The 17,318-nt window shown below is 56.8% G+C and carries 17 protein-coding genes; 7 read left to right on the top strand and 10 right to left on the bottom strand.

Annotated features, from left to right (window positions below):
* Positions 1 to 58 precede the first annotated feature (58 nt).
* The 3 genes from K3757_RS09395 to K3757_RS09385 all read right to left on the bottom strand — a co-directional run bounded on the left by K3757_RS09395 (position 59) and on the right by K3757_RS09385 (position 2,893).
* Complete coding sequence (locus tag K3757_RS09395; protein WP_259994971.1) at positions 59 to 490, bottom strand: adenylyltransferase/cytidyltransferase family protein; 432 nt, start codon at positions 488 to 490, stop codon at positions 59 to 61.
* Positions 491 to 752: 262 nt separating this feature from the next.
* A complete protein-coding gene (locus K3757_RS09390; protein ID WP_259994969.1) occupies positions 753 to 1,391 on the bottom strand; it encodes a DsbA family protein in 639 nt (212 codons plus the stop codon).
* Positions 1,388 to 2,893 (bottom strand): class I adenylate-forming enzyme family protein, encoded by a 1,506-nt coding sequence (locus K3757_RS09385; protein ID WP_259994967.1) that lies wholly within the window; start codon positions 2,891 to 2,893, stop codon positions 1,388 to 1,390. The genes K3757_RS09390 and K3757_RS09385 overlap by 4 nt, the downstream gene beginning before the upstream one ends.
* A 66-nt stretch (positions 2,894 to 2,959) precedes the next feature.
* Here K3757_RS09385 and K3757_RS09380 point away from each other — a divergent pair, with 66 nt between their 5' ends.
* Positions 2,960 to 3,583, top strand: a complete 624-nt coding sequence (locus K3757_RS09380; RefSeq protein WP_259994965.1) for a helix-turn-helix domain-containing protein — start codon at positions 2,960 to 2,962, stop codon at positions 3,581 to 3,583.
* 16 nt (positions 3,584 to 3,599) lie between these two features.
* On the opposite strand, the gene K3757_RS09375 is transcribed toward K3757_RS09380, so the two are convergent.
* Positions 3,600 to 5,420: an extracellular solute-binding protein gene (locus K3757_RS09375; RefSeq protein ID WP_409202540.1), complete on the bottom strand. Its 1,821-nt coding sequence runs from the start codon at positions 5,418 to 5,420 to the stop codon at positions 3,600 to 3,602.
* A gap of 326 nt (positions 5,421 to 5,746) precedes the next feature.
* On the opposite strand from K3757_RS09375, the gene K3757_RS09370 reads away from it, so the two are divergent.
* Entirely contained in the window at positions 5,747 to 6,532 is a 786-nt protein-coding gene (locus tag K3757_RS09370; RefSeq protein ID WP_259994963.1) for a 3-hydroxybutyrate dehydrogenase, read from the top strand.
* Between the two features lie 57 nt (positions 6,533 to 6,589).
* On the top strand, positions 6,590 to 7,624 hold the full coding sequence (locus K3757_RS09365) for a patatin-like phospholipase family protein (protein WP_259994961.1): 1,035 nt from the start codon (positions 6,590 to 6,592) through the stop codon (positions 7,622 to 7,624).
* Between the two features lie 8 nt (positions 7,625 to 7,632).
* Here the strand turns inward: K3757_RS09365 and K3757_RS09360 are convergent, their stop codons facing one another.
* From K3757_RS09360 to K3757_RS09345, 4 genes are all read right to left on the bottom strand, one after another.
* Positions 7,633 to 8,373 (bottom strand): DUF502 domain-containing protein, encoded by a 741-nt coding sequence (locus K3757_RS09360; RefSeq protein WP_259994959.1) that lies wholly within the window; start codon positions 8,371 to 8,373, stop codon positions 7,633 to 7,635.
* Between the two features lie 87 nt (positions 8,374 to 8,460).
* Positions 8,461 to 9,372, bottom strand: coding sequence for a pseudouridine-5'-phosphate glycosidase (locus tag K3757_RS09355; protein WP_259994957.1), 912 nt, complete (start codon positions 9,370 to 9,372; stop codon positions 8,461 to 8,463).
* Complete coding sequence (locus tag K3757_RS09350; RefSeq protein WP_259994955.1) at positions 9,369 to 10,253, bottom strand: PfkB family carbohydrate kinase; 885 nt, start codon at positions 10,251 to 10,253, stop codon at positions 9,369 to 9,371. The genes K3757_RS09355 and K3757_RS09350 overlap by 4 nt, the downstream gene beginning before the upstream one ends.
* A gap of 48 nt (positions 10,254 to 10,301) precedes the next feature.
* The gene (locus K3757_RS09345) at positions 10,302 to 11,123 is read right to left on the bottom strand and encodes a DUF4198 domain-containing protein (protein ID WP_259994953.1); all 822 of its coding nucleotides are present in this window, start codon (positions 11,121 to 11,123) and stop codon (positions 10,302 to 10,304) included.
* Here K3757_RS09345 and K3757_RS09340 point away from each other — a divergent pair.
* Positions 11,122 to 12,291, top strand: a complete 1,170-nt coding sequence (locus K3757_RS09340; RefSeq protein WP_259994951.1) for a HupE/UreJ family protein — start codon at positions 11,122 to 11,124, stop codon at positions 12,289 to 12,291. The genes K3757_RS09345 and K3757_RS09340 overlap by 2 nt on opposite strands.
* 19 nt (positions 12,292 to 12,310) lie before the next feature.
* On the opposite strand, the gene K3757_RS09335 is transcribed toward K3757_RS09340, so the two are convergent.
* A complete protein-coding gene (locus K3757_RS09335) occupies positions 12,311 to 12,934 on the bottom strand; it encodes a thiamine phosphate synthase (RefSeq protein WP_259994949.1) in 624 nt (207 codons plus the stop codon).
* A gap of 117 nt (positions 12,935 to 13,051) precedes the next feature.
* On the opposite strand from K3757_RS09335, the gene K3757_RS09330 reads away from it, so the two are divergent.
* From K3757_RS09330 to K3757_RS09320, 3 genes are read left to right on the top strand one after another with little or no spacing between them, the layout of a single operon-like run.
* Entirely contained in the window at positions 13,052 to 13,798 is a 747-nt protein-coding gene (locus K3757_RS09330; protein WP_259994947.1) for an RNA methyltransferase, read from the top strand.
* Positions 13,799 to 13,852: 54 nt separating this feature from the next.
* A complete protein-coding gene (ctaA, locus tag K3757_RS09325) occupies positions 13,853 to 15,004 on the top strand; it encodes a heme A synthase (RefSeq protein WP_259994944.1) in 1,152 nt (383 codons plus the stop codon).
* Positions 15,001 to 16,476, top strand: coding sequence for a carboxypeptidase M32 (locus tag K3757_RS09320; RefSeq protein ID WP_259994942.1), 1,476 nt, complete (start codon positions 15,001 to 15,003; stop codon positions 16,474 to 16,476). Before ctaA ends, K3757_RS09320 begins: the two co-directional genes overlap by 4 nt.
* A 335-nt stretch (positions 16,477 to 16,811) precedes the next feature.
* Here K3757_RS09320 and K3757_RS09315 read toward each other — a convergent pair whose 3' ends face one another.
* Positions 16,812 to 17,309 carry a lactoylglutathione lyase family protein gene (locus K3757_RS09315; protein ID WP_259994940.1) on the bottom strand — a complete coding sequence of 166 codons (498 nt, stop codon included), beginning with the start codon at positions 17,307 to 17,309 and terminating at the stop codon, positions 16,812 to 16,814.
* Between the last annotated feature and the right edge of the window lie 9 nt (positions 17,310 to 17,318).

Genomic DNA, 17,318 nt, shown 5'->3' with positions numbered 1-17,318 from the left:
TGCTTGGTTAACCCACGGTTGCAGATCTGGCAATGCCGGAAGATTTTTTTGTTCAGTATCAACCGGCTGCGACGGCTCTCATCTGGTTGTGCTGAACGGCATGGAATGGTTTGCGCGTACCAATGATCTCTGCGCGGGGAAGGTAGACGACCTGTGTGATGTCCTCGAACTGGTCAAACTGGCCAGTCCAGTCTTCACCCATCGCGAAGACAGAGACATTGTAGTTGATGATGTCGGTATATTTCTGATCCCAGTCCTGCTCTGCGATGACACGGCTGACAAACCGGCAGCTTTCCAGCATCAGACGGCGTTGCGCATAGGATGTGACAGCAGGCACCCCCATCTTTTCGTTGTAGGCATCGGTAGAGCAGCCAACGATCAATTCAGTGCCCATCATGGACAATCGCTGCAACAGGCGCGCATGGCCCTGATGGAACAGATCGAATGATCCATAGGTGAGGACAATACGAGACGTGAGGGGAGTAATCATTAGGCTGCCTTTCTCAATACACCGAAACCCGCGCAACCGCGCGATATGAGCCGTGTAACGACAAAGCTGTCGCCTTCTGTATATGGAAAAGGGGATCGCCCGTTGGGGACGTCTGCCTGTTCTCTGCCTGCACACCTGCTCAAAGGTATTCTTATTTTAGTTGAGGCTTTTTGCCCCTTAAGGTCGAATCCTAGGCCACAGCCATACCGCCGCCTAGTGTTTTATTACCCTTGCCAGAGATTGCTGCCCATTTGCAACAGGCTTATTGGGCCATAACTTCGGCGATCACCTTTGCCCAAAGCTCTGGTGGCTGGGCACCGGGAACCGCGTGCTTACCGCCAATGATAAACGTCGGGACAGAACTGATTCCCATTTGACGGCTATGGGCATCACGCGCGCGGATATCGTCAATATCGGCATCGCTTTCCAACAGGCGCGCCACAACAGAGGCGTCCATCTCGATACCGTCTGCGATATCTGACAGCACCTCGACATCGCCGATATCGCGGGCATCCACGAAATACGCTTTGAACAGTGCGGAAACAGCGGCGGTCTGGCGCCCCTCGATACCGGCCCAATGGATCAGGCGGTGGGCGTTCATGGTGTTCGGGGTACGCTGCATGCCTTCGAAATTGATATTCAGCCCTGCATTTTTCGCATGTTCCACAACCGGTGCATATGCTTTGACAGCCCCTTCCTTGCCCCCGAATTTACCTTCGAGATAGGCGCGGCGGTCCATGCCTTCAGGTGGCATGTCGGGGTTAAGCTGGAAAGGGTGCCATTCAATCACAAACGGATGATCGGGGTGTGCTGAAAGGGCGCGGTCCAAATGGGCCTTACCGATGTAGCACCACGGGCAGATTGGGTCGGACATAATGTCGAGCTTGACTGTATCGGTCATCGGGAAGCCTCGAATTGCTGGCGCAGAGCACGGCGCAGGAGCTTGCCATTGGCGCCCATAGGCAGTGCCGGCAAATGAATATAAAGGCGTGGTTGCTTGTACCGCGCCAGATTTGCCTCGGCATAACGGCGCAACGCCTCTTCGTCCAGAGGGGCCGCAGCGGTATAGAAGGCGGCAATCACGGACACATCCTGCTTTACGGATACTTCTGCTGCGCCGACGGAGGTGATGCCATCAAAGCGGGCAAGACAGGATTCGACCTCTAACGGAGAGACCCGAAAACCACCCGCATTCATCATATCGTCGTTTCTGCCCAGATAGGTGATCTGTTGATCGGCATCCATGCTGCCCTGATCGCCGGTCAGGAACCAGTCACCCTGCATCTTCGCGGCGGTTTCCTCTGGCGCATCAAGATAGCCAAGCATCAAGCCCGGATCACTGCGATGCACCGCAATATTGCCTTCTTCCCCCAGCGGGACAGGTCCGTTTTCGCCCAACAGCGCGATCCGGCGGCCTTGTTGCGGGCGGCCTAGAACATCCGGAGTCGCCGGATGGTCGGGGCTGGCAGAGATGAAAGTAGAGCATTCCGACATGCCGTAAGCTTCGTAGACGGTTGTGCCGGTCGCGGCCTCCCAACGGGCGCGCACCGCAGGGGGCAGTTTTTCGCCAGCGCTCAGGCCGTGCCTGAGGGTTGGCATCGCAGCTATTTCAGGCTGGGACAGCAACTGTCGGTACACACCGGGGGCTGCTGCAAAAATTGTCGCTTCATGCCGCGCAATAAGCGCGGGCAGATCGGTCGCAGCGGTTCCAGCGGCGGGGATAAGTGCCGTAGCGCCCCTCGTCCACGGATCCATCAGGCCGGTGCCAAGGGTATAGGTCCAGTTGAACGCACCGGCATGCAACACCCGATCGTCAGGGCGAAGACCGTACCAGCCGTCAAACATCATCTGGCGCGCCCAGATGGCGCGATGGGCATGCACCACCGCGCGGGGGCTACCAGCGGTGCCGGAGGTATAGATGATATAGCCAGCACGCTCAGGATCGCCCATATGGAAGTCCGCCGCCGGTAGAGACCGCATCGCGCGCAGGGCTTCAAGCGGCACAATACGTGGATCATCCGGGCAAGCCACATCCGGATCATGCAGGATAAGAACGGGATCAAGGGTTGCGATCATCGGTGCAACTTCGCGCGATGTGAGCGCAGAGGCGGTTGGAACCGGCACCAATCCGGCTGCCAATGCGCCTAGATAGGCCAGGGGGAAGTCTACTGTGTTTCCCAACCGCATCAAAACGCGGTCGCCTGGTGCCGCGCCTGTTTCCAGCAGTCCCGTTGCAGTTCCAAGCACGGCAGCTTTGAGAGCGGCATATGTCCAATCCTCTTCTCCCAAGACAGAAAGCGCGATTTTGCAGGACATATTGTCTGCCTGTGCAAGCACATGCGCGGCCATGTTGAAGGGGGTTGGGCAGGGCGGCGGTGGCCCTTGATCATAAACGGATATCATAGGTTCTTCGCTACCGCTTGCGTGGGTCCGTTGCAAGGTTCTCGGGGACTCTCTATAGAGTTTGACATGACAGAGGACGCCGCAAAATCCATGATCCAGATTGCCCGTGAAGACGGGGCTGCCCATACGGTTCCGCCCGTTGATCTGGGCGCGCGCGTGCGCGAATTGCGCAAGGCGCGCGGTTGGACATTGGAGCAAGCTGCATCGCAAGCCGGACTGGCCCGATCTACTCTGTCAAAAATCGAAAACGCTCAGATGTCACCCACCTATGATGCGCTTAAAAAGCTGGCCGTCGGGTTGGAAATTTCCGTACCGCAGCTGTTCACGCCTCCAGCGGCAGAACAGATCAACGGGCGCATGGCGGTCACCAAATCAGGTGAGGGAACCGCGCAAGCCACCGCGACCTATGAACACGAGCTGCTCGCAGACACCCTGCGCAAAAAGAATATGCTGCCTTACCGTGCCCGCATCCGTGCCCGCCAGATGGAAGAATTCGAAGGATGGGTTCGCCATGACGGAGAAGAGTTCCTGTTCGTCCTGACTGGCGTGATCAAGTTGTTCACCGAATTCTATGAACCGATCGAGATGCGCCGCGGCGACAGCGCCTATTATGACGCCGCCATGGGACATAATGTGATCTCGGTTTCGGATGAAGATGCGACCATTCTTTGGGTCACATCGCTCGTTTAATCGCGACGGCGACGGTTTAGTTGTTTTCGTCCCACCACCATACTTCTGGCATCCACTGCGCACCGTCGCCGTAAATCGGCAGGTATGCAGGGTATTTCATCTCGTGGACGTGGGCGATGCGCCCTTCGGTATAGGACCAAAACGGGATGACATAGCGGCCCGCTGTCAGGACACGGTCCAGCGCACGGGTTGCGGCAACAAAATCCGCACTGTCGCGCGCGCCCAGCATTTCGTTGATCATGGCATCAATCGCGTGGTTGCGTGCGCCCATCAGATTGCGCGACCCTTTCTGTTCGGCCGCTTCTGTCCCCCAATAGAACTTTTGTTCGTTTCCGGGGCTCAGTGACAGGGCGCGGCGGAATGTCGTGATATCAAAATCAAAATCACCGGTCCGCGCAAAATATTGGGCGTCATCCACAGTTTCGATGCTGGCAGAAATCCCCAACCGCTCCAACGCGCGCAGGTACAGCTCGGCTATGGCGATCTCTTCGGTGCTGCCTTTGGCAATGAGGATGGTGAATGAAACAGCCGTACCGTCACCACGGCGCAGGATACCGTCTTTGACCATATAACCGGCTGCCTCGAATTGCTCCATCGCGGCGCGAATACCGGCGCGGTTTCGGGCAGAGCCATCCGAAACGGGCAGGGAGTATCCCTCAAGGGTGCCATTTGGTAGCGTATCCTGATAGGGCAGCAAAAGCTCGGCCACGCGGCCCTGAGCCGGACCTTCCTGATACCCCAGAACGGAGTTTGAGAAATAGGATGTGATGCGCGGCTGCGCGTTTCCGGTCAGTGTGTCGTTGATGTATTCGAAATTGAACGCTTTGATCAGGGCATCGCGGACGCGCCAGTCATCAAAAGGCGCGCGCCGGGTGTTCATGACAAACCCCGTCATGCCGGATGGTTTGCTGTGCGGGATTTCCGATTTGACGATATCACCACGTGTGATCGCGGGGAAATCATACTGGGTTTGCCAGCTTTCGGCGTTGAATTCGCGAACAGCCGAGATTTCACCCGCCTTGAACCCTTCAAATAGAACCTTTGAGTCGCCGTAAAAGTCCAGTTTGACGCGATCGAAATTGTTGGTGCCTTTCCGATATGGAATGTCGGCGCCCCAGTAATCGGGGTTTCGGGTCAGTTCGACATAGCGGCCGGTCTCATAACCGGTGATGGTGTAGGGACCAGATCCAATCGGGATGTCCTGAACGGGGGCATCGGCGAATTCGCGGCCTTCCCACTGTGCTTTGGACAGGATAGGGCGCATGCCGGCCAGCAGGGCCAGTTCACGGTTTGCCTCGTTGAAGGTTATCCGCAGGCTGCGTGGTCCGGTCTGCGTCAGACTTTCGATCTGCTGATACAGACTGATATAGCGTGGATGCCCTTCCGTACCCAGCAGCTCAAAGCTGAAGATCACATCATCTACTGTCAGCGGGCTACCGTCCGAAAATGTCGTGCCTTCGCGAAGGGTGAATTCGACCCAAGTCCGGTCCTCATCCGTCTCTACCGATTCGGCCAAAAGGCCGTACAGCGTGAAAGGTTCGTCCCAGGACCGGCCCATCAGGGTTTCATGGGTGAAAAACGGCAGCTGCCACGGCGATGTGCCTTTGCGGACAAACGGATTAAGACTGTCAAAACCGCCGGTATTGCCCAAAGTAATGGTACCGCCCTTAGGCGCCTCAGCATTGACATAGGGTAAGCTGGTAAAGTCGGCAGGCAAGGCTGGAACGCCGTACATTGCAATGGCATGGGCTGGATCAGCCTGTGCATCGATTCCCCAGAGAATCAGTGAAGAGGTGGCCACAAAGCACCGTAGCCTCGGGAAAAAATCTAAAGCCATTTTCGAAACAATCCTGCGCTGCCCTTTTTTTATTACCTAAACCTCTAACGGGGTCTACCAGCAGGCGCAAACTTTTAGCTTGGCGTTTAGGACGTAATTCCTTATAAAGGCCTTACTGCTCGATAGGTTTCTTGCCTGTATGAAACCTGCCTCAATAACTTGACGCCCGCCTTGCGCGGGCGTTTTTTTTGGCCAATCGCCGGTTGGCTGAGCTTTTGGTGCAAGTTTTCCCCGCCCTTTGTGGAACCACTGCACGTCATCTTGCATTTTCATTCCAGTAGTCCCGCGCCATACATGGGGCATCACTTTTTCACAGGAGACATCACATGGCCCTTTCCTACGATCTGTCCGGCAAAACCGCCGTCATCACTGGCTCAAACTCCGGTATCGGGCTGGGGATTGCGCAGCAGCTGGCGCAGGCGGGTGCCAATGTCGTGCTCAACTCCTTCACAGACCGCGATGAAGATCACGCGCTGGCCGAAGAAATCGCACGCGTGACCGGCGTAACAGCGCGCTACATCAAGGCCGATATGTCCAAAGGGGATGAATGTCGCAAGTTGATCGAGGAATCGGGCGTTTGCGATATCCTGATCAACAACGCTGGCATCCAGCACGTTGCAGCGATCCCTGACTTCCCCTCGGAAAAATGGGATGCCATTATTGCGATTAACCTAAGCTCGGCGTTTCATACCACTGCAGCCGCGTTGCCAATGATGCGCAAGGCGGGATGGGGCAGGGTCATCAACATCTCCTCCGCCCACGGTCTGACGGCATCTCCGTACAAGTCGGCCTACATCGCGGCAAAGCACGGTATCATCGGGCTGACCAAAACCACCGCGCTGGAAACTGCGCAGGAACCTATCACGGCCAATGCGATCTGCCCGGGCTATGTTCTGACACCGTTGGTTGAAAGCCAGATTCCCGATACGATGAAAGAATATGACATGAGCCGCGAAGACGTGATCAAGAACGTCATGCTTAAACGTCAGCCAAGCAAAGAGTTCGCAACAGTCGAACAAATGGGCGGCACGGCAGCTTTCCTTTGTTCGTCTGCCGCAGATCAGATCACAGGAACCAGCATCAGCGTCGACGGTGGCTGGACCGCGCTGTAACTGAACAGCTCACGAACCACGACTGACAATAACAGACTGACCGGAAAGCATATTCACATGGCACAAACCAAAAAGATCAACCTTGCGCTGCAAGGGGGTGGTGCCCATGGGGCGTTCACTTGGGGCGTGCTGGACAGGCTGTTGGAAGAAGACGAACTGGAGGTCGAAGGGATCTCCGGCACGTCCGCAGGTGCCTTAAATGGTGCGGCGTTCAAGGCAGGTTTGATTGACGGGGGGCGTGAAGGCGCGCGCGAAAATCTGGAATGGCTTTGGATGCAGGTAGCAGGCGTCACCGATCTGAGATTGGGGGCGTGGATGGCGCCTTTTGGGTTGGATATCCTAAGCCGTCAGATCGAAAGCAGCTTTCCTTACACTGTAGGTGATGCCGTCTCCCGGATGTTTTCGCCCTATACGTATGGGCCGTTCTACAAGAACCCCCTTGCTGACATTGTCGAGAAATTCGATTACGGCCGCGTTTGCCGAAAACAGGGCCCGGAGTTCTTTGTGGGGGCTACCCGCGTCCGTAACGGCAAAATCAGGATTTTCGAAGGCGATGAGATCGGTCCGGACGCCTTGATGGCGTCTGCCTGCTTGCCCACCGTTTTTCAGGCGGTAGAGATGTTTGACAAAACCACGGGCCGCGATGAGGCGTTTTGGGACGGTGGATTTACCGGCAACCCTGCTTTGTTCCCACTATTTCACCATGCGCTACCGGCTGACATTGTTGTCATTAACATCAATCCGTTGGAACGTGATACGATCCCGACCTCACCCCAAGAGATTCAGAACCGGGTCAACGAAATCAGCTTTAACTCAAGCCTGCTGCGGGAACTGCGCGCGATCGAGTTTGTGCAACGCCTGATTGAGGAAGGGACGGTGTCTTCGGACAGAATGAGCCGTGTGCGAATTCACATGATTGCCGATGACGCGATGATGTCCCAGCTTTCAGCCGCGACCAAAGTGGTGCCAAACCCGAAGGTGATTGCGGACCTGAAAGCAGCCGGACGTACTGCCGCAGAGACCTTTCTGCGCGACGGAATTGATCACATCGGGAAACGAAGCGGCGTCGATCTAGCTGAAATGTTTAGCTAGGGGCTGGATTACCGCCTGTCGGGAAGCTCGGCAATCGGGGGGGCACCGTTTTCCAGCGCCTTTGCGTTCGGGTAAACAAGGCCGGCAGAAATCACCAGTTTTGCGGCATCTTCAACCGTCATATCCAGAACAATCACATCGCGTTTCGGCACAAACAGCAAAAAACCCGACGTGGGGTTCGGCGTGGTTGGCAGGAAGATAGACATCATACCGCCGGTGGAATCGGACCTGACGGCGATCTCTCCCTTGGCTTCGGTCGAAATAAACCCGATCGCCCATATGCCTTTACGCGGATACTCAATTAGGCAAGCGGTTTCAAAACTACTTTCTGATTGGGCGAAAATAGTCTCCGAAATCTGTTTGATACCGGAATAGATCGAGCGAACCACAGGTGTACGTTCAACAAGGCTTTCCGCAAAGCGGATGAACGAGCGGCCTATAATGCCCTTTGCAATCCAGCCCACGATAACAGTGAACAGCAGAAAAATGATCACACCGATACCGCGGACGTTAATCTGGACTGTTGGATCAAGGCCAAGCAGATCCTGAATCAACCGGTCGGGATGATATTTTACCGGCACCAGCGGCAGCACAAAGCCGTCAATCCAGCCAACCACGCTCCAGATCAGCCAGATCGTCAGGCCCACAGGGGCAATGACAACCAGACCCGTCAGGAAATTCCCGCGAAAACGGCCCAGCAGGCCGCGTTTAGGTGGTGCTATGGGCTCTGGATCAAAAGGCGTGTTCATCGGTCGGTCTGGGTCCAAATGCTGTGTGGCATGACTGTACAGTTAAGTCGTTGGCAGGACAGTACAATGGGCCATGGAAGCTGAATTTTATGCCAACTTGCGCAATTCGAGGGCTATTTGTGCTGCGAGTTGTGCATTGTTTCGGACCAAGGCGATGTTGGCCTCCAGTGATCGTCCCTTAGTCAGCTCGAATATGCGCTGCAAAAGATAAGGGGTAACCGCCTTGCCGGTGATGCCCGCGCGCAAGGCGTCTGCCTGTGCGGTGGCAATGATCGGTGCCATTTCCTCTGCCGGAATTTCGGCTGCGACGGGAATCGGGTTTGCCACCAATTGTCCGCCGGGCAGACCCAATGCCACCCGCATGGCGTGGCCGGAAGCGATGGCGGCAGGATCGTTCATACGCAAGGGCGCTTTAAGCTTCGATCCGCGGGACCAGAACGCTGGAAAGGCCTCCTGCCCATAGGCTATGACGGGCACCCCTTGGGTTTCCAACACTTCGAGCGTCTTATCCACGTCAAGGATGGCCTTTGCGCCGGCTGCGACCACGGTCACGGCTGTTTGTGCCAGTTCCATTAGATCGGCAGAGATATCAAAGCTATCCTCGGCCCCTTTGTGCACACCGCCGATGCCACCCGTGGCGAAGACAGATATCCCCGCAAGCCGCGCAGCAATCATTGTCGCAGCAACTGTTGTGGCACCGGTGCCGCCGGTCGCCATACAGGCCGCCATGTCGGCGCGGCTTAGCTTGGCCACACCTTTGGTTTGTGCAAGCGAGGTCAGTTGGTCATCCTCAAGACCGACATGCAGCGTGCCGTTGATCACGGCCATTGTCGCAGGCACCGCGCCGGCGGCACGAATGTCCTGTTCGACCTGACGCGCAACTTCGACGTTTTGAGGGTAGGGCATCCCGTGAGTGATAATGGTACTTTCAAGCGCCACAATGGCGGCACCATCTGCACGGGCTTGCGCGACTTCGGCGCTATACATGAGGGGAATCATATTTTGGTCTCTCCGGAAACATAGAGGGCTGCAGCGGACAAAGCGGCATCCAGCGCGTCATCCGCCCCAAGCCCGCGCAATTCTGCGGCCACATGGGCGGCCATGAAGGTATCTCCTGCTCCGGTGATCCGCGTCACCGCAACCGGAGGAGGTGTCTGGGTTGTCATGATCTGGCCCTGTGCCACCGTGGTCGGCTTGCCGCCATCTGTGACCACAGCCCGTGCGGCACCGCGCGCCAGAAGCGCCGCCGCCGCCTCTTCAGAGCCGCTGAATTCGGTCTGGCAAAGCAGTCCGGCCTCTTCCAGATTGACATAAAGCGTGCCACGGCCAGCCTGCAAAAAAGGCGCAAGCCGCAGCGCTTTGCCGGGGGATGCCGGTGCCACGCGCAGATCGGCCTGCGCCAAAAGCGGACTGCGGGCAATCTGCGATAGCAAATCAACCGTCAGGTTGCCGTCCAGGGCCACCGCGCCGGTAAAGGGTTGGGGCAGTGCGCTGTCACGAAGCGGCAACAGAATTTTGTCACCGGCTGCCTCAAGAGAATGGGCATCCGCAATTGCAGCAATCAGCCCGTTCGTGGCCTCAACGGCCATGTATTGATCAGTGGGCAAATCATCGGACCGGTAGATCAGATGCGTCATCAATCCGCGCGCTTCGCAAGCGGCAATTAACGTATCACCCTGCGTGTCGCGCCCCACCGCGCTGAGTAAGGCGGGGTTCAAACCAAACCGGCGCAACGCCATCGCGATGTTCAGCGCCACGCCGCCCGGTAGCCGCGTTATCCGCCCCGGCATGTCCGAGCCTTGCCGCATGGGGGTGTCACAACGCCCGATAACGTCCCAAAGGACCGAGCCAATGCACAAAATATCAGGTGTATCAGTCATATCCGTGCTTTTGACCGGATGTGGATGTTCGCGCAAGCAGGTATCAGATCATTTTGCAGGTACAGCAAAGGTCATCGACGCCCATAGTGTCTCCCACACGGGTCCCGCTTCAACAGTTGTAGCACCTTCGACAGGGCGCAGAACCACTGCATCAATCATGTATTCCATCCCTTTCTTGACCGGAATTTCAGCATTGCCCTGCACATCTGTTCGAATAATCGAGACTGTCACCTGATCCATTGCGTCCCGCTCATAGACCTCGATCTGCGCATCCGCGCGCGGGACATCATTATAGAAAAGAGAAACATCCAGCGTGCCGTCAAAATCTTCTGCATAAGGATTATCGAGCGCGACAAATTCTGTCACCAGACCCAGCTTGCGATCAGAACCTGCACCGTCACCAACAGCGATCAAAGATTTGGAATGTCGGGTATAGATTTCCTTGAACCCTTCTTTGACCCAGCCCCGCGCCTCATGAATGGTCTCGGCGTCCCTGAAATCCTTGTGCTCTACGAACCTCATAAACTTGGGCCAGTCTTTATAGGTGAGGGTGGAGGGAGCAGCCTCATGCGCCAGTATCATCAGCCCGTCGCGTCCCGGTGCCGGAAGCTGAATTGCAGGACGGTCGCCCATGCGGCCCGTGATGGCGGTCGTGTCTTCGCCCATGACCGCCTCGAAACGGCTGTTGCGATCCTCAAAAAATGACTGGCTCGTCCCCTTGAATAATTCACCATTACGCAAATCCGCTACAAAGGGCTGGTCGATTTGCACTTGAAACTCAGGAGGTTCGATCCAAAACTCATGTGCAATGGCCATGGGTGCACAGACGAGCACCGCCGCGCCGAACGTAAACAGATGGGTGAGTTTCATGAGACGTTTTTCCTTATTGCTGCTGGGTAAGCTGACGCTGATACTGGCGTTGTCAAGCACAGCGGCCCGGGCACACGAAGTTGTGCCCACAATCGCCGATCTTACAGTTTCGGAAGGCAACGCGGAACTAAGTCTCCAGATCAATCTTGAGGCATTTCTGGCAGGTGTCGACCTTGATACCGTAGAAGACACGAACGAGGCACCTCAGGCGGCAGATTATGACGCTCTGCGTGCGTTGCCTGAAGATGCTTTGGCTGCGCGTGCCGTTGAACTGCTGGATGGCTGGAACGCCTTGCCGGTGCTCAGTATCGACGGAACGCCGCTGGTGCTAGAGAGCCTTAGCGTCACCGTGCCAGAGGGCGTTGACCCCGAACTGCCGCGTATTGCAGATTGGACTTTGGTGGCCGAAGCAGCCGACGGCAACACGCTGACAGTGGCATGGCCTGATGGCGGTGGCGATCTGGTAGTACGCCAACAAGGTGTGGAAGAACCATTCACAGGCCTGATCAGTGGCGGCACGAGCAGCCCCGAATTTGCCGTAAGCGGCGGGAATGCGCAAACCGGTTGGCAGGCCTTTGCGAGCTATATTCCCGTGGGTTTTGACCACATCCTGCCACAAGGTCTGGATCACATCCTGTTTGTATTGGGCCTGTTCTTTCTATCGACCCGCCTGCGTCCGCTGATCTGGCAGGTGTCGGCATTCACGCTGGCGCATACCCTGACGCTGGCGCTTGGGGCGCTTGGTTTGGTGAACTTGCCCGGTTCCATCGTCGAGCCGCTGATCGCAGCCTCTATCGTGTATGTCGCCATCGAGAATATCTTTTTCCACAAGCTCAATACATGGAGACCGATCGTCGTGTTCGGTTTCGGGCTGCTGCACGGGTTGGGCTTTGCTTCTGTCTTGGGCGAATTCGGGCTGCCGGAAGATCAGTTTATCCCCGCGCTGCTAGGCTTTAATGTCGGGGTTGAGGTCGGTCAGATCACCGTGATTGCAATGGCTTTTGTGCTGATCTGGATTGCCGTATTCGGCGCACGTCGTGCACGCCTGGAAGGGGCCGAGGATATGGTGTCAGAGTATCCGGTGATGTTCCGTGCGGTTTCCATCACCGGGTCGGTACTGATTGCAATCATTGCCACATATTGGGTGATCGAGCGCACGCTTCTGTAAGTGCGCCGCAGGTCCGCTATCAGGAGATGGCGGACCAAAGGGAGGCGAGCGCAGCAGCGGGATCTTCCGCGCCCCAAATCTCGTCTCCGATGCCGAAGAAGTCGGTAAATGGCGCCAGCTGCGCAATCATTTCCTGATCCAGCTGGCCTTCTGCGACGCAAGGCACTTCGATGACTTCCGACCACCACTGGAACATCTCTGCTTCCGCGATCTCGCCGTCATACAGGGCAGTCGCCTGAACAGGGCCAAACGCGACATAGTCGGCACCGGCTTCGCCTGCGCTCATGCCGTCATGGCGCGATCCGCCGCAAAAGCTGCCGACGATCGCATCAGGTCCCAGCACCTTGCGGGCATGGCGGACAGAGCGCGCAGCATCTGACAAATGCACGCCGTCCAGACCCAACCGTTCAGCCAGCAGGGTATGATCAGCAATCACCAGCGCGACTTCGCGTGCATCGGTCACTGTCCGGAGTGTATCGGCGGCGCGCGAAAGCTTGTCCTCGTCCTTGGTCGACAGGGCAAGACGGACACATGCGGTTTCATGCGCGTCCAGCACCCGTGCTAGGGTGTCCGCGAAACTGGCAAGCTCCAGCTCGGGCGGCGTGATGAGATAAAGTTGCGGCTGTTCTGGTGCATCTGACATGGGATCGTTCCTTTGGTGCGTGAGGTGCTGATTAGCTCAATCCGGCGCCGGATGGAAACTGTAATCCATTCTGACAGCTTATATTGGCAAGGGCAGGCGTGCGGGGTAATAGGGCGCATGACAGTAGAACACCCCTCCGCCCCCAGCTTTGTCCTTGTCCGCCCGCAAATGGGCGAAAACATAGGCGCTGCCGCCCGTGCCATGCTGAATTTCGGTCTGGACCACATGCGCATCGTCGCGCCGCGTGATGGCTGGCCCAATCCTGCGGCTGTGGCCATGGCCTCAGGAGCAGGGCGCGTGCTTGATGCCGCTTTGCTGTCGCCTGATCTGCCAACAGCGCTGGCCGATTGCAGCTTTGTTTTCGCCACCACCGCGCGCGACCGCGACCTTACGAAACCCGTCTACACCCCGGAGGCCGCCATGCAGTTGGCGGCGCAGAAAATCGCGGCAGGTGAACGGGTTGCGGTGCTTTTCGGACCTGAACGGGCAGGGCTTGAGAACGATGACATCAGCCGCGCCAACGCGATAATCTCCGTGCCGGTGAACCCAGAATTTGCCTCGCTCAATCTGGCGCAATGCGTCTTGCTGACTGGCTATGAATGGATGCGCCAGCAAAGTGTTGCCGCGCCTGTCACCTATGAAATGGCCGGCACAGACTGGGCACAGCATTCAGAGATCGAACATCTTGCCAAGCATTATGAAGACCGGATGGAAGAAGCGGGTTTCTTCTTTCCCGAACACAAGGCCGTGTCGATGAAGACCAATTTGCGCAACATGTGGAGCCGTCTGCCGCTGACCCGTGCAGATGTGCAAATGCTGCATGGCACATTGCGGCAGATGGTCCGATGGAAGGAACGCGGCTAGACGCTGCTGCGCCAAGGCATTACGTCTCGGGATAACGAAAAGACGGAGGATACAATGGCGACAAACCGTAAGCTTTTTGAAGAGGTCGGGGCAGACACCGCAAAGCCGGTCGCCACGACTGGCGTTATTGATGCTGGACGCGGAGGCGCCCGCGGCGCGATCCGCAAATGGCTGTTTGTGCTCTTTGGTCTGGTGTTCTTGATGATCCTTGTCGGCGGGGCCACACGCTTGACGGACAGTGGGCTCAGCATTACCGAATGGCGCCCGCTGACCGGTGCGATGCCACCGTTAAATGCGGCTGACTGGGAATCCGAATTCGCCAAATATCAGGAAATTGACGAATTTCGCCTGCAAAACAGCTGGATGACGTTAGCGGACTTCAAAGTGATCTACTGGTGGGAATGGGGTCACAGGCAGCTTGGCCGTGTGATCGGTCTTGTCTGGGCTATTGGTTTTTTCTGGTTCTTGCTGCGTCGCCAAATCCCCACAGGATGGACACCACGCCTGCTGCTGCTTGGCGGGTTGGGCGGCCTTCAGGGGGCGATCGGCTGGTGGATGGTATCATCCGGCGTGACATCGGGCACCGCCACCACAGACGTGCACAGCGCGCGCCTTGCCACACACCTTGGGCTGGCCTTTGTGATCATGGGCTTTATCACGTGGTACGCTCTGGGCCTTGGCCGGACAGAACGGGATTTGATGCAGGCCCGCCGCGCCAAAGAAGGCAAGCTGTATGGCCTTAGCACCGGCTTGCTGCATTTCGCGTTTCTCCAGATCATCATCGGTGCGTTGGTGGCAGGCATTGATGCCGGCCGGACCTACACGGATTGGCCTTTGATGGCAGGACAGTTTTTCCCGCCCCAGTCCTTTGTGCTTGAGCCGGTTTGGAAGAACTTCATCGAAAACCCCGGCCTTGTTCAGTTTATCCACCGCATGACAGGCTATGCGCTGTTTGCTTTTGCCGTAGTCGTCTGGCTGCGCGGGCGCAAATCTGCGCATCCAAAAACGCGGTTTGCATTAAACGCAGCGTTTGCCGCAATCACCTTGCAGGTGGTGCTTGGCATTACCACTGTACTTTATGAAGCGATCCTGCCGGTTGCACTGATGCATCAGGGGCTTGCCGTTTTGTGTTGGGTTCTGATCCTGCGCGCACGGCATCTGTCGCTTTACCCAATCGCTACATCGCTCAGAGGAGCCAAAGCATGACCGCCTACGATGACCTCATGGAATTCACCCGTCACACCCAAGCACTGGGAGAAGTGGCCGGGCGCCTTGGGTGGGATCAAGAGACGATGATGCCGCGCGGCGCTGCCACCCAACGTGCAGAAGAAATGGCGGCGATGGAAACCGTACTGCACGCGCGCCGGATTGATCCGCAGGTCAAAGACTGGCTGGGCGAGATTGACGACAGCGCCCTTGATCCTGTGGCAAAGGCGCAGATGCGCCACATTCGCCGCAGTTTTGACCGGACCAGCAAAGTACCTGCTGCGCTGGCCACACGTTTGGCCAAGCTTACGTCGGCAGCACAAGGTATCTGGGCCGAGGCCCGCGCAGACAATGATTTCAAAGCTTTTGCACCAACGCTTTCCGAAGTTATCATGCTCAAGCGCGAAGAAGGGCAGGCTCTGGCTTCGGGCGGGGATGTCTATGACGCCATGCTAGAGGATTATGAGCCGGGCACCTCCGGTGAGGAGCTGAAAGCGATGTTCGGTGCCATGCGCCCCGTCTTGTCCGATCTGCGGGCTGCTGTGCGCGAGGCCCAAGGGCCGGAACCACTGAGCGGTACCTTTGATGAGGGCGCGCAGATGAAGCTGACGCGTGTATTGGCGAAGGCATTCGGCTACGACATGGCCCGCGGCCGTGTCGATAAGGCGGTACACCCTTTCTCCTCCGGTTCGGGGTTGGATGTACGCATCACCACCCGCACCAATCCGGCTGATCCGTTCAACTGCTTTTATTCAACCATTCACGAAGTCGGCCATGCTGCGTATGAACAAAATATCGACCAGGCCTATCTGCTGACCCCTTTGGGCCGCGGCGTGAGCATGGGCGTTCACGAAAGCCAAAGCCGGATTTATGAAAACCAGATCGGTCGCAGCCGTGCCTTTACCGGCTGGCTCTTTGGTCAGATGAAAGACGCCTTTGGTGACTTCGGGATCAAGGACGAAGACACCTTCTATGCTACAGTGAACCGTGTGGGCGATGGGTATATCCGGACCGAAGCTGACGAGCTGCAATATAACCTGCACGTCCTTCTTCGTTTTGATCTTGAGCGTGCGTTGATGAGCGGCGATCTGATGGTCAGTGATCTTGAAAGCGCATGGAACGACCGCTTTGAAGCTGATTTCGGGTATGCCGTAGATAAACCGTCTCATGGTGTGTTGCAGGATGTACATTGGTCCGTGGGGCTTTTCGGTTACTTCCCGACATACAGTTTGGGCAATGTCTACGCCGGTTGCCTGAACGAGGCGATGCGCGCCGCCCTGCCGGATTTGGACAGTGATCTTGCAAAGGGTGATACATCTGCCGCCACCAGCTGGCTGGGCGCGCATGTGCAATCCAATGGCGGGCTGTATGAACCCCGCGAGGTTATCGAACGCGCGGCGGGGCAGGCACCAAGCGAGGGGCCGCTGTTGAGCTATCTCACGGAAAAGTTCAGCGGTATCTACAACCTTTGATATTCGCCACTGCGATGCGCCGCCTCGATCAAAGGCGGCGCACTGCGGGTCGCGCCGTGGTGCAAGCGGCGTGTGTTTCATTGCAGCAATCACAGGTGCGGCAAAATACATGCTGGTAGGGCCATTCTACGAAAAAGGCACTCAGGCCTTCGGGTAACGTTTTCCTGAGTGACCCGCGTGCGGTGCGACGGGACGGGGTCGCGCATTTTACTAATGTTTCGGATCTATGGTGAAACCTTCGGCTTCAACGCATGGGGAGCCGCTTGTTTGAGGTGAATATCACCAGTCTCTGAATGGCGAAGAGCCGCCCCTGACAGAAGCGGCTCTTTGTAGTCTTAGGAATACGCACCGTTCGAATATGTCAGTTCATAGCTGTGGCTATAAAGCTCAAACACAATGCCGAACGGGTCTTCGACGTAGACCATGCGGTAAGGTTTTTCATCCGGAAAATATTCGCGAACCGGCATCCGCTGTTTGCCACCGGCGGCAATGATTTTTTCTAGGAGGTCTTCGAGGTTGGGGTCCTGAATTGCGAAATGGAACGTGCCGTGCTGCCTGAAATTCAGATTATCCCGAGGCGCTTCGTGGCCGTCAAATTCGAATAATTCAAACCCGATGCGGTCTGCCGTGGCCAGGTGTGCAATCCGCAAGCGGCCCCAGCCCTGACCAAAAACGTCAGAGCACATCTGCCCAATGTCGCTGTCGTCTTCAATGATTTCAGTAGGTTCCATGATGACGTAGAACCCAAGAATGTCGCTGTAAAATTTGATCGCCTTTTCCAGATCTGGAACAGACAGACCAATGTGAGAAAATGTGCGTGGTGTCGGTGTCATTGTGATCTC

The sequence above is a fragment of the Sulfitobacter sp. S223 genome (assembly GCF_025143825.1).
Classification (GTDB): Bacteria; Pseudomonadota; Alphaproteobacteria; order Rhodobacterales; family Rhodobacteraceae; genus Sulfitobacter.
This window is presented reverse-complemented; position numbering and strand designations above follow the sequence as displayed.